The sequence below is a fragment of the Pseudomonas sp. HUK17 genome (assembly GCF_001566765.1).
This window is the reverse complement of the sequence record NZ_LSMW01000012.1, coordinates 132,758-151,909: the sequence shown is the minus strand read 5'-3', so window position 1 is coordinate 151,909 and position 19,152 is coordinate 132,758. Positions and strand designations below refer to the sequence as shown.

The 19,152-nt window shown below is 65.1% G+C and carries 18 protein-coding genes; 10 read left to right on the top strand and 8 right to left on the bottom strand.

Annotated elements, in window-relative coordinates; genetic code table 11:
* Positions 1-43 precede the first annotated feature (43 nt).
* Positions 44-1,192 carry a class C beta-lactamase gene (gene ampC, locus AX284_RS07650; protein ID WP_068384471.1) on the top strand — a complete coding sequence of 383 codons (1,149 nt, stop codon included), beginning with the start codon at positions 44-46 and terminating at the stop codon, positions 1,190-1,192.
* A gap of 199 nt (positions 1,193-1,391) precedes the next feature.
* Here ampC and AX284_RS07645 read toward each other — a convergent pair whose 3' ends face one another.
* The 4 genes from AX284_RS07645 to AX284_RS07630 form a co-directional block, all read right to left on the bottom strand.
* A complete protein-coding gene (locus AX284_RS07645; RefSeq protein WP_068384469.1) occupies positions 1,392-3,062 on the bottom strand; it encodes a Na/Pi cotransporter family protein in 1,671 nt (556 codons plus the stop codon).
* 164 nt (positions 3,063-3,226) lie between these two features.
* Entirely contained in the window at positions 3,227-3,979 is a 753-nt protein-coding gene (locus tag AX284_RS07640) for a TerC family protein (protein WP_017639194.1), read from the bottom strand.
* A 116-nt stretch (positions 3,980-4,095) separates the two neighbouring features.
* Complete coding sequence (locus AX284_RS07635) at positions 4,096-5,430, bottom strand: CitMHS family transporter (protein WP_068384467.1); 1,335 nt, start codon at positions 5,428-5,430, stop codon at positions 4,096-4,098.
* A 455-nt stretch (positions 5,431-5,885) separates the two neighbouring features.
* Complete coding sequence (locus AX284_RS07630) at positions 5,886-6,788, bottom strand: homocysteine S-methyltransferase family protein (RefSeq protein WP_068384465.1); 903 nt, start codon at positions 6,786-6,788, stop codon at positions 5,886-5,888.
* Between the two features lie 100 nt (positions 6,789-6,888).
* Between AX284_RS07630 and AX284_RS07625 the strand changes: the two genes are divergently transcribed.
* The 4 genes from AX284_RS07625 (at position 6,889) to AX284_RS11885 (ending at position 9,144) form a co-directional block, all read left to right on the top strand.
* Positions 6,889-7,710 carry a transporter substrate-binding domain-containing protein gene (locus AX284_RS07625; RefSeq protein ID WP_017639192.1) on the top strand — a complete coding sequence of 274 codons (822 nt, stop codon included), beginning with the start codon at positions 6,889-6,891 and terminating at the stop codon, positions 7,708-7,710.
* Entirely contained in the window at positions 7,707-8,513 is an 807-nt protein-coding gene (locus AX284_RS07620) for an amino acid ABC transporter permease (protein ID WP_064307056.1), read from the top strand. Before AX284_RS07625 ends, AX284_RS07620 begins: the two co-directional genes overlap by 4 nt.
* A gap of 63 nt (positions 8,514-8,576) precedes the next feature.
* A complete protein-coding gene (locus tag AX284_RS12095) occupies positions 8,577-8,789 on the top strand; it encodes a DUF6434 domain-containing protein (protein ID WP_064307057.1) in 213 nt (70 codons plus the stop codon).
* Positions 8,790-8,850: 61 nt separating this feature from the next.
* Positions 8,851-9,144, top strand: coding sequence for a hypothetical protein (locus tag AX284_RS11885; protein WP_153015330.1), 294 nt, complete (start codon positions 8,851-8,853; stop codon positions 9,142-9,144).
* 138 nt (positions 9,145-9,282) lie between these two features.
* On the opposite strand, the gene AX284_RS07605 is transcribed toward AX284_RS11885, so the two are convergent.
* The 4 genes from AX284_RS07605 to pdxR all read right to left on the bottom strand — a co-directional run bounded on the left by AX284_RS07605 (position 9,283) and on the right by pdxR (position 14,931).
* On the bottom strand, positions 9,283-10,116 hold the full coding sequence (locus tag AX284_RS07605; RefSeq protein WP_026083629.1) for a hypothetical protein: 834 nt from the start codon (positions 10,114-10,116) through the stop codon (positions 9,283-9,285).
* 1 nt (position 10,117) lies between these two features.
* Positions 10,118-11,800, bottom strand: a complete 1,683-nt coding sequence (locus tag AX284_RS07600; RefSeq protein WP_068384463.1) for a hypothetical protein — start codon at positions 11,798-11,800, stop codon at positions 10,118-10,120.
* Positions 11,801-11,815: 15 nt separating this feature from the next.
* The gene (locus tag AX284_RS07595) at positions 11,816-13,285 is read right to left on the bottom strand and encodes an OmpA family protein (RefSeq protein WP_153015329.1); all 1,470 of its coding nucleotides are present in this window, start codon (positions 13,283-13,285) and stop codon (positions 11,816-11,818) included.
* Positions 13,286-13,512: 227 nt separating this feature from the next.
* Complete coding sequence (gene pdxR / locus AX284_RS07590) at positions 13,513-14,931, bottom strand: MocR-like pyridoxine biosynthesis transcription factor PdxR (RefSeq protein WP_068384459.1); 1,419 nt, start codon at positions 14,929-14,931, stop codon at positions 13,513-13,515.
* A 90-nt stretch (positions 14,932-15,021) separates the two neighbouring features.
* Here pdxR and AX284_RS07585 point away from each other — a divergent pair, with 90 nt between their 5' ends.
* The 5 genes from AX284_RS07585 (at position 15,022) to AX284_RS07565 (ending at position 18,928) form a co-directional block, all read left to right on the top strand.
* Positions 15,022-15,654: an FMN-binding negative transcriptional regulator gene (locus AX284_RS07585; protein ID WP_068384457.1), complete on the top strand. Its 633-nt coding sequence runs from the start codon at positions 15,022-15,024 to the stop codon at positions 15,652-15,654.
* Positions 15,655-15,668: 14 nt separating this feature from the next.
* Positions 15,669-16,118: a GNAT family N-acetyltransferase gene (locus tag AX284_RS07580; RefSeq protein ID WP_068384455.1), complete on the top strand. Its 450-nt coding sequence runs from the start codon at positions 15,669-15,671 to the stop codon at positions 16,116-16,118.
* Positions 16,115-16,780, top strand: a complete 666-nt coding sequence (locus AX284_RS07575) for a GNAT family N-acetyltransferase (protein ID WP_068384454.1) — start codon at positions 16,115-16,117, stop codon at positions 16,778-16,780. The genes AX284_RS07580 and AX284_RS07575 overlap by 4 nt, the downstream gene beginning before the upstream one ends.
* Before the next feature lie 67 nt (positions 16,781-16,847).
* Entirely contained in the window at positions 16,848-17,576 is a 729-nt protein-coding gene (locus AX284_RS07570) for a response regulator transcription factor (protein ID WP_068384452.1), read from the top strand.
* Positions 17,573-18,928: a sensor histidine kinase gene (locus tag AX284_RS07565; protein WP_068384450.1), complete on the top strand. Its 1,356-nt coding sequence runs from the start codon at positions 17,573-17,575 to the stop codon at positions 18,926-18,928. Before AX284_RS07570 ends, AX284_RS07565 begins: the two co-directional genes overlap by 4 nt.
* Positions 18,929-19,152: the final 224 nt, after the last annotated feature.

Here is a 19,152-nt window from a genome sequence, read left to right as displayed (position 1 = left end):
CTCGGCTAGACTCCTGGCCTCGTCCCCCAGGAACCGCTTCGCCATGTCGGCTTTCCCGCGCCTTTCCGTTCTGCTCGGCCTGACCCTGCCGCTCCTGGCCAACGCGGCGACCTCTCTCGACGACGAGGTCCGCACCGCCGCCCGCGCGGTGATGGCCGAGCAGGACCTCCCAGGCCTCGCGATAGGCGTCAGCGCTCCGGGCCTGCGCCGGCTCTACTACTTCGGCGTGGCCGACCGCCGCAGCAGCCAGCCGGTGGACGCCGCCACCCTGTTCGAGATCGGCTCCCTGAGCAAGACCTACACCGCCACCCTGGGTGGCTACGCGGCGGCGACGGGCCGGCTGCGGCTGGACGAAACGGTTGCGCAGGTTCGCCCGGCCCTGGCCGGCAGCGCCATTGGCCAGGCCAGCCTGCTGCAGCTGGCCACCTACAGCGCCGGCGGCCTGCCGCTGCAATTTCCCGACAGCGTCACCCGCGACGATCAGACGACGGCCTTCTACCGCGCCTTCCAGCCGCCCTTCCCCGCCGGCAGCCGCCGCCTCTATTCCAATCCCAGCATCGGCCTGTTCGGCGCCCTAGCGGCCCAGCGCCTCGACGAGCCCTTCGCCACGGCCCTGCAGCGCCACGTACTGACGCCCCTGGGGCTCAGTCACACCTATCTGCAGGTGCCGGCAGCGGCGCAGGACCATTACGCCTGGGGCCACGGCAAGAAAGGCGAGCCGCTGCGGGTTAATCCCGGCATCTATGCCGAAGAGGCCTATGGCATCAAGACCACCGCCGGGGATCTGCTGGGTTTCATCGAGGCCAACCTGAATCCTGGCCGGCTGCCGGCACCTCTGGCCAAGGCGATCACCACCACCCAGCAGGGCTACTACCGCAGCGGTCCCATGACCCAGGGCCTGGGCTGGGAGGCCTACCCCTATCCGCTAGCCAAGACCCAGCTGCTGGCCGGCAATACCCCGGCGATGGCCCTGGAGCCGCAGCCGGTGGACTGGCAACACCCGCCATTGCTGGCGAGCGGCGCCCGGCTGTTGAACAAGACCGGCTCCACCAACGGCTTCGGCGCCTATGCGCTGTTCGTCCCCGAGCGTCGGATCGGCCTGGTGATCCTGGCCAACCGCAACTACCCGAATTCCGCACGGATCGAGACGGCCTGGCGGATCTTGCAGCAGCTCGATGGCGGGGTGCAGTAAGCGAACGTGTTGCCGCGGCCATGGCACTCCGCTCTACCGGTCGCCGTAGGTTGGGTTGAGCGCAGCGAAGCCCAACGTCGTCTTGGGACGCAGGCATTGTTGGGCTTCGACGATGGAGCTGTCTCAACCCAACCTACGGACCAAAGCGAGGGCGTAGGTTAGGTGGATGACGGCGCAGCCTCATGCGCGAAGTCCAACCTCAGGCCCCGCCCGACTCCTCCCGCCCCTCCGCCGGCACCTCGTGCTCGGTGGCGTAGCCGGCGTCGGCCGCTTCCAGCACGCCATGGGCGATGCTGCAGAACAGCGAATTGACCCGACGCATGTCGCTGAGCAGCCCCAGGTGCAGGGAGCTGGTCTCGAAGCTCTCCACCACCTGCTGGTGCAGCCGCTCGACATGGGCATGGGCATAGCGCCGCTCCAGCAGGCGGAAGCGTTGCTTGAGCCGGCGTAGACGGCGCGCCGCGTCCAGGTCGCCAGACAGATAGACCGACAGGCATAGCTTGAGGCTGTCGACTAGCAGCCGGTGCAGCGCGGAGAGTTCATCCACCCCGGAGGCCGAGAAGGACCGCCGCGCGGCGATCTTCTTGCTGTCCACGTCGCTGGCCATGCGCTCGATCAGATCGCCGGCCTGCTCCAGGTTGATCGCCAATTCGATGGTCTCGGCCCAGCGCCGGCTGTCGCGCTCGTCCAGGTCATCGCGGGGCATGCGCGCCAGGTACAGCTTGATCGCCGTGTAGAGGGCGTCGACATCATCATCGAGGCGGCGCACCTCGCGGGCCAGCTGCTTGTCGCCGGCGTTGATCAGCACCAGCAGGTGCTGCAGCATCTGCTCGACGACGTCGCCCATGCGCAGCAGTTCGCGGGAGGCGTTGGTCAGCGCCAGGGCCGGGGTGTCCAGGGCGGCGGTGTCCAGGTGGCGCGGCCGCAGGATGGTCTCGGCGCTGTCCTTGGCCGGCAGCATGGCGGTGCAGAAGCGCGCCAGGGGCCCGGTCAGCGGCAGGAACAGCAGGCAGCGCACCAGGTTGTAGGCGACGTGGAAACCGATCACCACCTCGGCGTCGTTGAAGTCGTAGCCCTGCAGCCAGTCGGCCAGCAGGCCGATCCAGGGCAGCACCAGGATGCAGCCGGCCAGCTTGAACAGCAGGCTGCCCACCGCCACCCGCCGCGCCTCGACGCCCTGCTTGGCCGCGCCCATCAGCGCCAGCACGCCGCTGCCCAGGTTGGCGCCCACCACCAGGCACAGCGCCACCTTGAGCGAGATGACCCCGGAGCCGGCCAGGGTGGCGGTGAGCAGCACCGCTGCCAGGCTGGAGTAGGAGACCATGGCGAAGACCGCGCCGGTCAGGGCATCCAGTAGTTGATCACCGGTCAGCGAAGAGAACAGCACCTTGACCCCGGCGGCGTGGGTCATGGGCGAGGCCGCCTCGACGATCAGCTGCAGCGCCAGGATGATCAGGCCCAGGCCGATGGCGACCCGGCCGAGCTGGCCGGCGCGGGTCTGCTTGCGGCCGAGAAAGAACACCACGCCAAGAAAGATCAGCAGCGGCGACAGCCAGGACAGGTCGAAGGTCAGCACCCGCGCCATCAGCGCGGTGCCCACGTCGGCACCGAGCATGATGGCCAGCGCCGGGGTGAGCGGCACCAGGCCCTGGGCGACGAAGGAGGTCACCAGCAGCGCCGTGGCGTTGCTGCTCTGCACCAGGGCGGTGACGGCGATGCCCGAGAGAAAGGCCAGCGGCATGCGCTGCATGCTGCGGCTGAGCACCCGCCGCAGGCTGGCGCCGTATACCCGCAGGATACCGGTGCGCACGATATGGGTGCCCCACACCAGCAGGGCAACGGCGGATAGCAGATTGAGCAGTGTCAGCATCGTGGCGCCCTCCCGGCGCGTGTCCAAGAGCTCCTGGCGAGCTTGTCACAAAATCGTAATGACCGTTCTGCACAGACGCACGAGCCCGAAGGCAGGGCACCTTCGGGCTCGTGGGGACTTGCTGGATTAGGCGGCGGAGACCCGGGTGGGTTCCGCCGCGGCGCTTAGATCTGCTCTTTGCGCAGCTTGACCGCGTCGCGGGCCTTGGCCTTGCCGCGCAGGCGGATGTTGATGGCTTCCACCGCCAGCGAGAAGGCCATGGCGAAGTAGACGTAGCCCTTGGGCACATGGACCTCGAAGGCTTCGGCGATGAGCACGGTACCCACCACGATCAGGAAGGACAGCGCCAGCATCTTCAGGCTCGGGTGCTTGTCGATGAAATTGCTGATGGCCCCGGCCGCCAGCATCATCACCAGCACCGCGACGATGATCGCCGCCACCATCACCGGCACATGGCTGACCATGCCGACCGCGGTGATCACCGAGTCCAGCGAGAAGACGATGTCGATGATGGCGATCTGGATGATGGTGCCGATGAAGCCGCTGCCCTTCTTCTGGGGGGCGTCCTCGTCCTGCTCTTCCTCGCCTTCCAGGCCGTGGTAGATCTCGGCGCTGCTCTTCCACAGGAGGAACAGACCGCCGAAGAAGAGGATGAGGTCACGCCCGGAGATGCCCTGGCCGAAGACAAAGAACAGGTCGGCGGTGAGACGCATCACCCAGGTGATGGACAGCAGCAGCAGGATGCGGGTGACCATGGCCAGGGCCAGGCCGAAGAAGCGGGTCCGCGCCTGCATGTGCTTGGGCATGCGGCTGACCAGGATGGAGATCATGATGATGTTGTCGATGCCCAGAACGATTTCCAGGGCCGTCAGGGTAAAGAAGGCGACCCAGATTTCCGGGTTGGTCAGCCAGTCCATTGCAAATCCTCTTTTAGCTGAGACGCGCTCGGGCGCGCGCTCCAATGGAAAAGGCGCGTCGGACGACGCGCCGTTTTCGAACAGCCGGCAAGGCTAGTCGTACATTTGGTAAAACTCTAGCGGCTGTACAGCGGAAACACACCCAGTAACAAAGCGCCGACCAGCAGGAACATGCAGGTCACGGTGGCCCATTTCAGGGTGAAGCGCTGATGGTCACCGAACTCCACCTTGGCCAGGCCCACCAGCAGGTAGGTCGAAGGCACCAGGGGGCTGAGCAGGTGCACGGGCTGACCGACGATGGAGGCCCGGGCGATCTCCACCGGACTGATGCCATAGGCCGCAGCGGCCTCGGCCAGCACCGGCAGCACGCCGAAGTAGAAGGCGTCGTTGGAGATGAAGAAGGTGAACGGCAGGCTGACCAGGGCGGTAATCACCGCCATGTACGGGCCCAGGGCGTCCGGAATCACCGCCAGCAGGCCCTTGGACATGGCGTCGACCATGCCGGTACCCGAAAGGATGCCGGTGAAGATGCCCGCGGCGAAGATCAGCGAAACCACTGCCAGGACGTTCTCGGCATGGGCGGCGATGCGCTGCTTCTGCATGTTCAGGCAACGGTAGTTGACGGTCATGGCGATGCCGAAGGCGATCATGAACAGCACTGGCATCGGCAGCACGCCGACGATCAGCGCGGCCATCAGCGCCAGGGTCAAGAGGCCGTTGAACCAGCGCAGGTGCGGGCGCCGGGCCTCGGCGCACTGGGAGACGGTGACGTCGGCGCCTTCGGTCTCGCCGATCTGCAGGATGCCCAGACGGGCGCGCTCGCTGCGACCATAGAGGTAGGCCAGGAAGAACAGCCAGGCGATGGCCAGCAGCATGGGCGCGATCATGGGCACGAAGACGTCGGCCGGATCCACGTGCAGGGCACTGGCGGCGCGGGCGGTCGGACCGCCCCAGGGGGTCAGGTTCATCACGCCGCTGGAGAGCAGCATCAGGCAGGTCATGATCAGCGGATTCATGCCCAGGCGCCGGTACAGCGGGAACATGGCCGCCACGCAGATCATGTAGGTGGTCGAGCCGTCACCGTCCAGGGAGACCACCAGGGTCAGGAAGACGGTGCCCATGGCCACCTTGAGCGGATCGCCCTTGACCAGCTTGAGGATCCAGCGCACCGCCGGGTCGAACAGACCGGTGTCGATCATCACGGCGAAGTAGAGGATCGCGAACAGCAGCATCACGCCGGTGGGCGCCAGCTTGCGGATGCCGTCGAGCATCATCGGGCCGAGGGCGTCGAGCTTGACGCTGCCGAGGCTGGCGAATTCACTGGACAGCGCCCAGGCCAGCACGGCGAAGGCGATGGGCACCATGGTCAGGGCGATCAGCGGAGACAGGCGCTTGGTCATGATCAGGTACATGAAGGTCATGACCATGGCGAAGCCGAGGAAAGTCAGCATGGGAATACCTCTGAATTTTCGCGAAGAGAAGGAGGGTTCAGCCGCGGCGCAGCGGCGCGGAGAGGGCGAAAATCCAGGGGAGACGGGCGCGCGGGGACGCCTGGAGGGAAAGATACGACATGGCAAGAATCCTGGTTATTTTTGTAGGCACGTCGCCCGCTCACGGGGGCGGGTCTTGAGCGGATCCTAAGAGGTCAACCTTTCGCCAGCCTTGCGTGGTGGCGAATGGATGTTGCCGGATGTCACGAAGCGGACATGAAGGAAGGGGTTAGCCGCCCCGCTGCCAGTACAAAACGCTCAGCTGCTCGATGCAGCAATCGAGCGGGCTCTGGATCCTGGTGGACCGCCTGCGCGCCGAGAGGGCCCAGGCGCCGATCTGAATGACGCCTGGTGGCAAGAAAAAAGCGGACAACGCCCTGAGCGCTGTCCGCTTTTTTGCCGACTGAATGCGGGCGTCAGCCGCGCAGTCGCGTGTTGAGCACGGCGATGTGCTCCGGGCCGATGCCGCAGCAGCCGCCGATCAGGCTCGCGCCACGCGCCTGCCAGTCCTGGGCGAAGCTCAGGTAGCCGGGCGGATCCAGGTCCGGACGCAGGGGGTCGAGGCCGTCGTTGGCGGTGGCCTCTTCCGGCTGGGGCGGGAAGGCGTTGGCATAGGCACCAAAGGGAATCTCGATCCCCGCCGCGGCGAAGGTCGCCCGCGCGGTATCCAGCGCCGCGGCCATCACCTCGGGCTGGCTGCAATTGAACAGCAGCGCCCCGGCGCCCAGCTCCACCGCCAGCTGCGCGGCCGCGGCCACCGGCTCGCCGGATCTCAGCCGTGGGATCTCGTCGACGTCTTCGTCCTTCAGGGTGAAGGACAGCCACAGCGGCTTGCCATCCCCGGGCAGCCCGGCGGCGATGGCACGCACCTCGGCCAGGGAACTCTGGGTTTCCACCAGCCAGAGATCGACATGGGGCGTCAGACCGCGGATCAGCGGCTGCAGCACCTCGTCCACCCGCGCCGGCTCGAACAGATCAGGACGATAGGAGCCGAACAGCGGCGGCAGCGAACCCGCCACCCGCACCGGCTGACCACTGGCCACCACCGCCTGCCGCGCCAGCTGACCGGCCCGCGCAGCCAGGGCCTCGCCTTCGGCGGCGAAGCGCTCCTCGCCGATATGGAAGGGCACCACCGCATAGCTGTTGCTGGTGATCACCTGGGCACCGGCCTCGATATAGGCGCGATGCACCGCCTCCACCTGCTCCGGCGCCTCGCTCAGGGCCAGGGCCGACCACTCCGGCTGGCGAAAGGGTGCGCCACGGCGCTGCAGCTCACGACCCATGCCACCGTCGAGCAGAACAAGATTCATGTTGGCCATATAGCTATTTCACTTTTCCTTATAACCAAAACAGAGTTCAATATCGGTTCTCATATCTCTCTAATACCAGGCCCTCTTTCCCTTTGCAAAGGACGCCCCCATGAGAACCGCTCTGCTATCGGCCCTCGGCCTGACCCTGGCGCTGGCCGCCACCTCGGCCTCGGCCGGCGCCACCCTGGACCGCATCAAGGCCAAGGGCGAGCTGGTCAATGTGCTCATGGAGAGCTATCCACCCTTCTCCCAGCTCAATGCCCAGAATCAGCTGGAAGGCTTCGACGTCGACGTGGCCAAGGCCGTGGCCGACAAGCTCGGCGTCAAGCTGCGCCTGGAAACCCCTTCCTGGGACGTGATCGCCGCCGGTCGCTGGAGCGGTCGCTACGACGTCTGCATCTGCTCCATGACGCCCAGCCAGGCGCGCGCCCAGGTGTTCGATTTCCCGGTCAACTACTACGCCTCGCCAGCGGTGATCGTGGTCAACGCCGGTGACGACCGCATCCACGGTGCCAAGGACCTCTCCGGCAAGAAGGTCGGCGTTACCAGCGCCTCCTCCTACGAAGGCTACCTGAACAAGGACCTGACCATCGAAGGCCAGGAGGACAAGCCGCTGAGCTATCCCTTCGACCAGGTGCAGGTGGTGCCCTTCCCCGACGACAACGTCGCCTTCCAGGACCTGGGCCTGGGCGCCGGCAAACGCCTGGACGCGGTGCTGACCAACCTGGTGACCGCCCAGCCGCGCCTGGCCCAGGACAGCAAGTTCAAGCTGGCGGGCGCGCCGCTCTATGCCGAGCCCAACGCCGTGGCCATCGAGAAGGGTGATGCGGAATTCGCCGCCAAGCTGCGCGAGATCATCGAGGGGCTGCGCCAGGATGGCACCCTCAAGCGGATCTCCGACAAGTGGATCGGTGCCGACATCAGCCAATGAGTCCGCTACCGCCCCCAGACCAGCGCCGCCCCCTGCTGAGCTTTCGTACCCGCGTTTGGCTGACCTGGCTGGCGCTGCTGGCCGGGGGTGTGTGCTTCGTGCTCGGCTTCGACCTCAAGTTCGCCAGCGTCTGGCCGCGCCTGCCCAATCTGGTGGGCTGGCGCCTGGGGCCCAACGGCTTCCTGCAGGGTGCGGCCCTGACGCTGTTCCTCAGCCTCAGCTCCATCTTGGTATCAGTGCTGCTGGGCTTCGCCGCGGCCCTGGGTCGGCTGTCGTCCAGCGCCCTGGCCTATGGCGTGGCGACCTTCTACGCCTCCTTCTTTCGTGGCACCCCGCTGCTGATCCAGATCCTGCTGATCTACCTGGGCCTGCCGCAGATCGGCGTGGTACCCGGCGCCATCAGCGCCGGCATCCTCGCCCTGTCGCTGAATTACGGCGCCTACCTCAGCGAAATCTTTCGCGCCGGCCTGCTCGGCGTCCCTGCCGGTCAACGCGAGGCAGCCCTGGCTTTGGGCCTGTCGCCGCGGGTGATCTTCTGGCGCGTCACCCTGCCCCAGGCCATGCGCAGCATCATCCCGCCCACCACCAGCCAGTTCATCTCCATGCTCAAGGACTCCTCCCTGGTTTCGGTGATGGGTGTCTGGGAGGTGATGTTCCTCGCCCAGTCCTATGGCCGCTCCAGCTATCGCTATCTGGAAATGCTGACCACCGCGGCGGTGCTCTACTGGCTGATGTCCCTGGCCATGGAATTCATGCAGTCGCGCCTGGAGCGGCACTATGGGAAGGCGTATCGGGGGCGTTAGGGCCTGTGGCTAGGCTGCGAAGCACTGACGTCCGATCGACGCCTCACCACCGGAGTAGCCAGGATGAAAGTGGATTGGCATGGTGCCGAGCTGACTCGTGCCGCCGTTACTGATCGGCACTACAGGCACACGCAGAACGTTCGCCGCTTCATGCTCGCGGCCTGTGGCGAGGCCTTCCGCTTCGATCGCGACCTCATGGCGTGGATCCGCAGGGGAGTACCCAAGACCCTGGGCGATGTGGTGGATGAATGGCACCGTCGGCAACGCGGTCGATAGCGTCTTGCTGTCTCTAATCACTCGCTGATCCTCGCTGTTTATAAGCGGAAGCGGAGGCCACATGACTGAAACGGAAACCACTACTCAAAAGCTGTCCCGTTTTGAAACGGCGCGTTTTTGTCTTGAATCGCTGATGGCCAACTGTTCGCGGTTGATCCAGGCAGAAGAGGCGAAATCAGAGCCGGATCAGGCCTGTATCGATCAATTGAAGGCCAGGCGTCGCGAATACCGCAGACTTCGTAACGATCTGGATTTCGACGATCGAAGACAGGTCGAGGACGCCATAGCCACCTATGGCCCTCAGGCAAAAGCCGCTATGCAACAGACAGCGAGACAGGATCCTGGTGCGAGCTGATTGACTGGGCGCCAACCGGGATGAATGCCGATCGTGCTGGATGACGTCAGCGTAGGAAAAGCTGCTCCTCAAAGGATCGCACCCGGTACAGGCGGAGTGATCCTTTGAAATCGCAATTATGGCAGCAGGATCCAGCCACTACTTGAGATCGGTCGTCAGCTCCGGCGTACCGAAGCTGACGAGCCTGGCATTGGAACGTTCGAAATAGCCCTGCCAGAAACGTTCGAGACTCTGCAGTACCTTGCCAGAACGATAGGCACCCTTGGCATCGTCACCGATCAAGCCCGCACCCATGACATACACCCGGGCGCCGTCCAGTTGGGCGAACAGCTCCTTCTTCTCTACCTTGGCCAGCTCGGCTGCAGGGTCGATTCCACGAATGCGGTTGGCTTGATAGAAGCTGCCGAAGTCGCTGTTCTCCAGCATGTCTGATACCAGCAGAATGATCTGATCCTCGCTAGGCTCCTGGCCTAGGTCTTCGCCAATCTTCTTGAGGCTGGCGAAGATTTCACTGCGCGATATCTCCTCGTTAGGCTTGCCGAAACTCTCGACGAATTGCTTGCCGAACGTCTTCTGGAAAAAAGCGGCCTGCTGTTGCAGACAGGTATCGAGCTTCTTGAGGCTGGCGTTGCCGATATGGTTACGCACCTTCCCAACCAACGGTTTTTCCAGGATGCCGGCAAACTGCAACTTCATGTAGTTGTTCTGCAACAAAGCCGAAAATTGATAGAGCTTGATGCTGTCGCCTGGCTGTAGGTATCTCAGGGTGTGCTCCCAGGCACTGCTTTTGAGCGCCTGGGGCATATTGACCGTTTCATCGATGACCACCGTCAACGCTCGCCCCGACGGGGCTGGCTGTTCGCTGGCCAATTGCGCATAGCGGTAACAGCTCGGCAAGTCGTTACGTTCAGCCGCCATTGTCGCAGGCGCCAACAATAGGCCCACAATTGCCAAGGTTGTGGTCAGGCGCATTTCAGGCACCCTCTTTCTTGGCACGCTTTATCGCCATCTGAACTTTCTGCTTGCTCAGCAGTGCGGCGCTGTCGACACCCAGTTCTTCGCCGATGGCGGTCAGTTCTTCGGGCGAATAGACCGTGAGGTCGCCCAGGTTGGCGATCAAGGCGTTCTGCTCTAGGGCAGGTGCCGGTGCCGATACAGATGCTGGTGCTGGTGCTGGTGCTGGTGCTGGTGCTGGTGCTTCAACGGTCGCGCTCGACGAACGCTCAGGAGCTGAGGTTTCAGCAACAGCAGCCACGTTGTTGAGCGCAGCCAATTCACGCTGCAACGCCTGTTTTTGCTTGGCGGTATCAAGCGCCTCACGCATCGCTTCCAGCTCGCTGGCAGCCTGATGCGCTTTTTTCTGCCGCTGACTTTCGCTGTTCTGCCGCTCTTTCTCGTTGGCATAGAGCGCAAAGCTCCGACGCAGACCACGGTCGGCACTACCGCCTAGAGAATGACGATGCTCGATCCGCTCTTGCAGACTGCTGAGCTTGGCCTCGGCATCTCGGGCGACTCGATCACGCTGACTCTGCTGATAGGCCGCGAATTCGCTGGCACTGCTGAAGCCGGAGATATAGCCCGCTGCTTCCCGTGACTGGGTGCCGGCGAACGAACGGAAAACGCCGATCAGGATGCCGATGATCTGTACGCCGATGAAAATGACCGACAGGATGAAGAAGGTGAGTTTGTAGGCGAAGATCTGATCGCCAGCCACTTCACTGGCCGCACGCTGGTCAGCCGCCTGACCATCGGCAGTGGCTTCGCTGGGCAACTGGAAAGGCGAAGCGTCTGGGATGAGCGCCGAACTGCTACCCGACGCATAGGGCGAACCGTTTACCTGCTGGGTTTCCAGCTCGTTGATGGTGGACGCTCGGATAAAATAGGCACCAATGGCCAGAGTTAGAATAAGCGCCGTAGCAATGATAGTGGTCCACCAGGTCGGGGAGACCGTGGCGTTGTGCTTTACTCGATTGATGATATGCAGGTACTTGGGCTCTTTATCATCGAGGCCGGTACGGTCCAGATCGACGTTGGCATCGGCCTGAAGATCCTTGGCGTTGTTGTTGCGCCGAGCCTGCCGATGCCATTCGCGGGCTTTGCGGATAAGGCCGTTGCGGTGAATCTCGGCACCCATGAGGTGGGTAGCAGGAACCAGAATGGTACCGATCAGCAGGGAGATGACGATGGCCGAGAATTCCGCCTGATTGGCGGAAATATTGTTGGCAATGAAAGGCGCCAGTACCAGGGCGAAGATGAACGCCTCAAGGATCACCAGAAAGATACTGCCGATCCACAGGGGCAATCCCGTAGGTTTGCGGCCGCGCTCTTCCACCTTGTTCAGATAGTTTGCGCATTTGTCGTAGAAGGTTGCGTCCTTGTTCACGCGCTCATAATAGCGATGGTATTTCGCGCATAGTTCACGCTCGGCCTTGTACCAGGCCGTCCCGCCTTCTTCACGATCCTGCATGAGATCGCGTTTGGACGCCTTGGCGATGAAGCCCACGACCGGAAAACTGACGCCCAGATTGAGAAAGAAGTACTTAACCTCATCCCACCAGCGGATGATTACCACGACCAATACCAGCAGGCTGATCAGCGGCCATATCGCGTAGCGATAAGCCGCCAGCGCTGTTGTCAACGTCTCGAAAAGTTCCATGTTTCGTCCCCGGAATCAGCCGCGCACAGGCGCGTAAGTCGCTATGTAAGGTTTGGTGCCATTGTCGTAAAACAGGTCGCCGTCGATACTCTTGTCGCCGGTCTTTTTAATTACTACATCAATACAACTTACCGGTGCCTGCTCGGGCTTTTCCAAGAAGACCCGGTAGAGAATGGCGTCTTCGCCTTCATAGGTATTGGCGACGGCCGTATAGGCATCGCTGGGTCCGCCTTTGTTTTTTTCATAGTTCTGGGTAATGAAGACTTTCGGATCCTTCACCAGCGCAGCGTTGTCACGCAGCACGGCAACCGGCGACAGGGTCACAAGATGGCCATTGACCAGACCGGCCCAGGCGCGCCCGTTCATGCCGGGCAGGTATTCGCGCGTGACATGGTCAGATAGCGCAGCGCCGGTCGCGAAGCTTTTGACCTCGCCGCTGACGCGCGGGGCGTCCTGTTGACAGCTGCTCATGGGTACCTGGGCATAGGCACTGGAAATCAGCGCGAATCCGCCACTTTTCGGACGCAGGGCCTGACCGAGCTTCCAGGCACCGCTATCAACCGGCTGACCGCCGAAATCGATTTTCGCCAAGCTCGGCTTCGTCTGCCGAGGCGCCTCGGCATCTGTCGTCTTGGCCGCTTTCGACGGCGCAGTGGCAACAACCGGTTTTTTACCCTCGGGCTTGGCCACGGACTCCGTGGCGGTGCCATGGGCCAGATACTTGGCGTTGTTCTTTTCCGCGTTGATGCGCTTGACCAGCATGGCCTTGTCATTCAACTCGACGATCTCGACGCGGCGGTTCTTGCCGCGTTCGAGCGGATTGCTGTTGTCGGCGATGGGGCGCGAGGCGCCGGCACCCTGGAAGTACATGCGGTCTCGCGAAATGCCCTGCTCGACCAGAATGCTCGCCACTGCCCGCGCGCGCTGCTCCGACAGTGCCTGGTTAATGGCCGGCGTACCGGTGGCATCGGTGTGGCCGACGATGAGGATCGGCGTGGCTCCCTTGCCCACATAGGCACTGGCCAACTTGCCGATCTTGCGGCGACCTTCGTCGTTGAGCTGAGCACTCCCTATCGGGAACATACCTTCGTCGGCGATCTGGGCCACCAGGCCCGCCTCTTGCGGCGCGGCCGAAGGTGTAGCGGCGGCGGTCTGCAGCGTTTCCACCTGTAGCGGGATCTTTTCCTGTTCGGCGATCTGCTTGAGTCGCTCAAGACGATTCTTGTAGGCCAGAGCCGCGCCACAACCCACCGAGGCACCGACCACGGCCCCGGCGATCAGCGTCGCACCATCGCCCTTGGCCAGCGCAGCCGCGGCTACGCCCGTAGCGGCACCAAGGAAACCGCCGGCCAGGCAGTTGACGGTGCGACTCTGGCCGCTGGAAAAATTATCGACGGTGGCGCAGCCGGTAACGCCCAAGGAAATGGCTACGGTCAGCGCAGCAAGGCGTACTGGCCGGGAAGGAAGCAAAGAAGCCTGACTCACGTAAGTGACTCCTGGTTACTGGAGATAACGGATAACCAGGATGAAACGACCTATGATGTTTCATCCATGAAAACGGCGGGTGCTTTATCTAGCAGGATAGAAGCCTGGATTATATCCCGATATTACGGGTGGAAAGTGAAGAAGTGGGTTCGATGCAATGACAGCCAACTTGAGTCGGGCCTAATAATCTCAAGGCAATATCATAACTAACGTTATTGCCTGCATAACTACTCCATCCAGGCCCGCCGCAGCCTGGCCAGCGCCTCGACGATCCGCGCCTCCGGCACCGCAGCAAAACCCAGCACCAACCCGGCGCGGGCGTCGGGCGGGGTCGGGCCCTCCGGTAGCCAGTAGCGCGACAGCGCATTGAGCTCCACCCCGACCGCGGCTGCCCGCTCTACCAGTTCGGCTTCGCGGGCCGGATGGGTGACCGGCAGGCACAGATGCAAGCCGGCCACCGGCACGCCCGGCGCGGCGCAACCAGCGACCGCGGGCCAGCCGGCCAGCAGGGCATCGCGGCGGCTACGCGCCGCACGTCGCATGCGCCGGATATGGCGCTGGAAATGGCCCTGTTCGATGAAATCGGCCATGACCGTCTGGGTGGCGCTGTCGAGATGGCGGATGCCGGCCCGTTGCAGTTCCAGCAGCGCCGGCAGCAGCGCGGGCGGGGCCACCAGATAGCCCAGGCGCAGGCCGGGAAAGGCGATCTTGGAAAAGGTGCCGACATAGAGCACCCGACTGTGGCGATCCAGCGCGGCCAGGGGCGCCAGCGGCGCGCCCTGGTAGCGATACTCGCCGTCGTAGTCGTCCTCGATGATCCAGCCGTCCCGCTGGCGCGCCCAGTCCAGCAGCGCCAGGCGGCGCGGCAGGGACAGTACCGCGCCGGTGGGATACTGGTGCGACGGGGTGACATAGACCAGCCGGCAGTCCGGCAGCCCTGCCAGCTGCTCTACCATCAGCCCGGCCCCATCCACCGCAACGCCCTGCAACCGCGCCCCGCCACTCTGCAAGGCCAGGCCCGCGGCGCGATAGCCGGGATCCTCCATGGCCGCCCGGGCTCCGGGCGCCAGCAGCAACCGGGCGCAGAGTTCGATGGCCTGCTGGGCACCGCTGGTGATGAGGATCTGCTCGGGTGCGCAGACCAGGCCCCGCGCCTGGCGCAGGTAAGCGCTCAGCAGGCGGCGCAGCCGCGGTTCGCCGCCGGGTTCGCGATAGCCCAGCAGCGCCGGCTCCGGCTGGCGCCAGAAGCGCTGCTGCAACCGCGCCCAGGTGGCGAAGGGAAACAGGTCCACCGCCGGCAAGCCGACCCGAAAGGCGCACGGCGCGCCGGGCGGCACGCTGGCCAGGGGCACGAGTGTCGCACTGGCCGTGGCTTCGGGAGCAGCCAGCGCCCGGGTCACGGGCGCGACATAGGTGCCGTCACCCGGACGGCTGTCGAGAAAACCCTCGGCCAAGAGCTGCTCGTAGGCGGCGGTTACGGTATTGCGCGACACGCCTAGCAGCCGCGCCAGTTCGCGACTGGCGGGTAGCCGCACTCCAGCGGCCAGCTCACTGGCCAGGATGCGCTCGCGCAGGCCCTGGTAGAGCTGGCGCGCCAGGCCCTGACCCGATTCCAGCAACAGCCCCGACGGCTCGAATCCCAGCATGGATTGGCACCCTGAAAGTCATGGAAATTGGCTCTTACAGGGAGCCAAAGCCGACCTTAGCATGGCCGAACGTCACTGGAGTTCCTGCCCATGTATCCCAATCCCGCCTTCCGCCTCGACGACCTGCCCAGGCTGCACCAGCACCTGCGCGATCACGCCCTGGCGCTGCTCATCAGCCAGACCGACACCGGTCCGCTGGTGAGCCATCTGCCGTTCTGGCTTGAGCCCGACGAGGGCCCCTATGGCACCCTCTACGGCCATCTAGCGCGCAGCAATCCCCAGGCCCCGGCGCTGGTCGAGGCGGGACAGGTACTGGCGGTGTTCCAGGGACCCCAGGCCTATGTCAGCCCGGCCTTCTATCACGGCAAGACCGAACATGGCCGGGTGGTGCCGACCTGGAACTACCAGGCGGTGCACGCCCGCGGCCGCGTCGAGGTGTTCGACGATCCCGAGCGCCTGCTACCGCTGCTGGAGCGCCTCACCGACCGGCACGAAGCCGGGCGCGCCCGGCCCTGGCAGGTCGCGGATGCGCCAGCGGACTTCGTGCGGGGCATGCTGCGCGCCATCCGTGGTCTGCGCCTGCCGCTGGACAGCCTCCAGGGCATCGCCAAGCTCAGCCAGAATCGCACCGCCGCCGACCGCGAAGGCGTCCGCCAGGGGCTGGCCGCCAGCCCTGTACCCGGCGACCAGGCCCTGGCCGCCCTGATCCCCTCTCCCGCCTGACCTTGGAGCCACCCATGACCATCCGCCCCCTGAGCGAAGCCGATCACGCCGTCTGGCACACGTTGTGGCAGGCCTACCTGGCCTTCTACGAGACCCGGCTGCCGGAAACCACCTATGCCCGCACCTGGCAACGGCTGCTCGATCCCGCCCAGCCCCTGCACGGCGCCCTGGCCTGGGACGGCGAGCGCCCCCTGGGCCTGGTGCATTTCATCTATCACCCGTCCTGCTGGACCGAGGGCGACTACTGCTACCTGCAGGATCTCTATGTCGCTGAAGGCCATCGTGGTGGCGGCCTGGGCCGCGCCCTGATCGAGCACGTCTATGCCCGCGCCAGAGCCGACGGCTGCGATCGGGTGCACTGGCTGACCCAGGAGACCAATTACCCGGGACGCCAGCTCTATGATCGCATCGCCACCCGCTCCGGTTTCATCCAGTACCGCCACCTGCTGGGAGACAGACCATGACCCCGCTCGACTGGACCCCGGCCCAGCTGCCCCAGCCCCGCTTGCTGCAGGGTCGCCATGTACGCCTGGAACCCCTGGACCCTCAGCGTCACGGCGACGATCTCTGGGAGGCCCTGCACGACCAGGACCCGGCCCTGTGGGACTATCTGCCCTATGGCCCCTTCACCGAGCAGGCGGCCTTCGACGGCTGGCTGGCGGGCCTGGCCGAAGGTCGCGATCCGCTGTTCTACGCCGTGGTGGATCCCCGCGACAGCCGTGCCCTGGGGCAGCTCAGCTTGATGAGCATCGTCCCTGAACACGGCAGCATCGAGATCGGCCATGTCGCCTTTGGCGGGCGCCTGCAGCGCACGCCCCTGGCCACCGAAGCCTTCTATCTGCTGATGCAGGAAGCCTTCGCCCTCGGCTATCGGCGCCTGGAGTGGAAGTGCGACGATGCCAATGCCCGCTCGAAACGCGCCGCCGAGCGGTTGGGAATGCGCCATGAGGGGCTGTTCCGGCAGCACCGGGTGGTCAAGGGCCGCAACCGCGACACCGCCTGGTTCAGCCTGCTGGATCACGAATGGCCCATGGTGGACGCCGGCTTCCGGCGCTGGCTGGCGGCGGAAAATTTCGATGCCGAAGGGCGCCAGCTCAGCGCCCTGGCCGTCACGCCCGGCAAATGAGAAGCAATACCAACGGAGCAGGCAAAGCGTTATCCTAGAGAGGTTGCTACCACCAGTCTCCTTTGCCGTGACCGCCATCCACGTCCTACTCGTCGACGACCACCGCAAGCTGCGCGAACCCCTGGCGATCTACTTGCGGCGCCAGGGGTTCGAGGCCACCACCGCGGCCGATGCCACGCGAATGAAGGCGCTGCTCGCGCAGCAGCGCTTCGACGTCATCGTCCTCGACGTGATGCTGCCGGATGGCGACGGCTTCAGTCTCTGCCGTGAGCTGCGCCAGCGCGACACGACGCCGGTGATCCTGCTCACCGCCCGGTGCGAACTGGACGATCGGGTGCTGGGCCTGGAACAGGGCGCCGACGACTACCTGACCAAGCCGTTCGAACCGCGTGAATTGGTGGCGCGAATTCGCACCCTGCATCGTCGCTCCCGAACGACCGCGCCGCCGCCTCCGCGCGAGTCCATCCCAGCGGCAATCTATCGTTTCGCGGGTTGGCACTACGCCGCCGTCAGCCAGCGCCTGCAGTATCCCGATGGCAGCACCCGCCGCCTGGGCCAGGCGGAGGCCCGCCTGCTGCTGGCGTTCCTGTGTCAGCCCCAGACCGTGCTGCATCGCGATCTCTTGCTGGACCGGGTGCGACCGCCCGATCGCGAGTTGGAGGACCGCAGCCTGGATCGCCAGGTCAGTCGGCTGCGCCTGCGCCTGGCCGATCCGGCCGGCGAGTCGCCGCTGCGCACCGTCTGGGGCCGCGGCTATCTGCTGGATTGCCCGGTAGAGGCACTGGACGGGCCATGATCGCTCCTTGGCGGCGCTGGCTGCAGGGCATCACGCCGCGCCTCTGTCTGCTGTTCTGCGCCGCCTTGCTGCTGGCGCACGCGGCCGCGGCGCTGGTCCTGCACCAGACCGGCGCGCTGGTCCATCCGCTGTCCTATGGTCAGGCCTTGGAGCGCCTGGCGGTGGCCCGTACCGCGGTCGAACGCCTGCCGACGGTACAGGCGCAGGCCCTGCTACGGGTGCTGGCCGAGGCACCGGCGCAGGTCTGGGTGGCCACGACGCCGGAGGTGGCGCCCTTCCCCATGCTCGCGGAAGAACGCCGCCTGACCCGGGATCTGGCGCAGCGCCTTGGACAGGCCGAAGAGGGTCTGGTGATGCAGCTGGAAGGCCTCGCTGGCGACGCCGCCCGCGCCTCGCCGCTGACCCCGGCCGGCTGGGCACCCCTGCGCTTGCGCAGCAGCGTGCGCCTGCCGGACGGTCGCTGGCTCAATGCCGTGCAGTATCCGGCACGTAGCGACGGCTGGCTGACCGCCCTGGGCTGGTCGCTGCTGCTGGGCGCCCTGCCGGTGCTGCTGCTGGCCTGGCTGCTGATCGGCCAATTGGTACGGCCGCTCCAACGGCTCACCCGCGCCGCGGAGGGACTCAGCCGGGGCGAGCGCAGTCGCCTGGAGGTCCGTCAGGGCCCACGCGAAGCCAGGGAGCTGGCCGCGGCCTTCGAGCTGATGCAGGAACGGCTGCTGCGCCACCTGGATGATCGGGTGCGCATGCTGGCCGCCATCAGCCACGACTTCAACACTCCACTGGCTGCGCTGCGGGTGCAATTGGCCCTGCTGGAGCCTTCGGTCGAGCGCGACGACATGGAAGAAAGCCTGGCCGAACTGGACGCCATGGTGCAGGAAACCCTCAACTTCATCCGTGGCGAGCGCCGGACCGAAAGCCACCAGGATGTCGACCTCGTCGCCCTGCTGCAGGCATTGCAGGATCGCTATCAGGCATTGGGCCAGACGGTGACCTGGTCGGGCACCGGCGCGGCAATGCTCCGCGGTCGCCCACTGGCCCTCAAGCGCGCCCTGGGCAATCTGCTCGACAACGCCCTGCAGCACGGTAGCAGCGCCGCACTGGAGCTCTCGTGCCCCGCGCCACAGCTGCTCCGCCTGGACATCCTCGACGACGGCCCCGGCCTGCCGGAAAACCAGCTGGAACGGGTCTTCGAGCCCTTCTACCGGCCTCCGGGCCAGCACACCGCTCGTGGCCTCGGTCTCGGCCTGGCCATCGCCCGGGCCTGTATCCTCGCCCACGGCGGCGAGCTGCAGCTACGCAATCGCCCGCAAGGCGGCCTCTGCGCCCGGATCCTGCTGCCGTCGACCTCCTAGCAGCCAGATATCCCGTAGGAGCGGCCCATGGCCGCGATCGTCCAAACAAAAGACCTTGTCGCGCCAGGACAATGGCTCCCAAGGTAGCGCCACCTTGATCGATCAGGATCTGGCTGATACTGGAGATGACCGCCTGCTCGAATAGCGCCCTCTCCCTCCGGGGCGCGCCTCACAGCGAAGTCCCAAGTGGAAAAGGCTCCGCCGTTTTCCACGCTACGGTTACA

What these genes read in the sequence shown, in the direction of transcription:
- AX284_RS07580 (WP_068384455.1), top strand. Translation starts at nt 15,669, where the DNA reads ATGACCATCCGCCCCCTGAGCGAAGCCGATCACGCCGTCTGGCACACG.
- AX284_RS07575 (WP_068384454.1), top strand. Translation starts at nt 16,115, where the DNA reads ATGACCCCGCTCGACTGGACCCCGGCCCAGCTGCCCCAGCCCCGCTTG.
- AX284_RS07605 (WP_026083629.1), bottom strand. Translation starts at nt 10,116, where the DNA reads ATGCGCCTGACCACAACCTTGGCAATTGTGGGCCTATTGTTGGCGCCT.
- AX284_RS07600 (WP_068384463.1), bottom strand. Translation starts at nt 11,800, where the DNA reads ATGGAACTTTTCGAGACGTTGACAACAGCGCTGGCGGCTTATCGCTAC.
- AX284_RS07585 (WP_068384457.1), top strand. Translation starts at nt 15,022, where the DNA reads ATGTATCCCAATCCCGCCTTCCGCCTCGACGACCTGCCCAGGCTGCAC.
- ampC (WP_068384471.1), top strand. Translation starts at nt 44, where the DNA reads ATGTCGGCTTTCCCGCGCCTTTCCGTTCTGCTCGGCCTGACCCTGCCG.
- AX284_RS12095 (WP_064307057.1), top strand. Translation starts at nt 8,577, where the DNA reads ATGAAAGTGGATTGGCATGGTGCCGAGCTGACTCGTGCCGCCGTTACT.
- AX284_RS07620 (WP_064307056.1), top strand. Translation starts at nt 7,707, where the DNA reads ATGAGTCCGCTACCGCCCCCAGACCAGCGCCGCCCCCTGCTGAGCTTT.
- AX284_RS07645 (WP_068384469.1), bottom strand. Translation starts at nt 3,062, where the DNA reads ATGCTGACACTGCTCAATCTGCTATCCGCCGTTGCCCTGCTGGTGTGG.
- AX284_RS07565 (WP_068384450.1), top strand. Translation starts at nt 17,573, where the DNA reads ATGATCGCTCCTTGGCGGCGCTGGCTGCAGGGCATCACGCCGCGCCTC.
- AX284_RS07635 (WP_068384467.1), bottom strand. Translation starts at nt 5,430, where the DNA reads ATGCTGACTTTCCTCGGCTTCGCCATGGTCATGACCTTCATGTACCTG.
- AX284_RS11885 (WP_153015330.1), top strand. Translation starts at nt 8,851, where the DNA reads ATGACTGAAACGGAAACCACTACTCAAAAGCTGTCCCGTTTTGAAACG.
- pdxR (WP_068384459.1), bottom strand. Translation starts at nt 14,931, where the DNA reads ATGCTGGGATTCGAGCCGTCGGGGCTGTTGCTGGAATCGGGTCAGGGC.
- AX284_RS07630 (WP_068384465.1), bottom strand. Translation starts at nt 6,788, where the DNA reads ATGGCCAACATGAATCTTGTTCTGCTCGACGGTGGCATGGGTCGTGAG.
- AX284_RS07640 (WP_017639194.1), bottom strand. Translation starts at nt 3,979, where the DNA reads ATGGACTGGCTGACCAACCCGGAAATCTGGGTCGCCTTCTTTACCCTG.
- AX284_RS07625 (WP_017639192.1), top strand. Translation starts at nt 6,889, where the DNA reads ATGAGAACCGCTCTGCTATCGGCCCTCGGCCTGACCCTGGCGCTGGCC.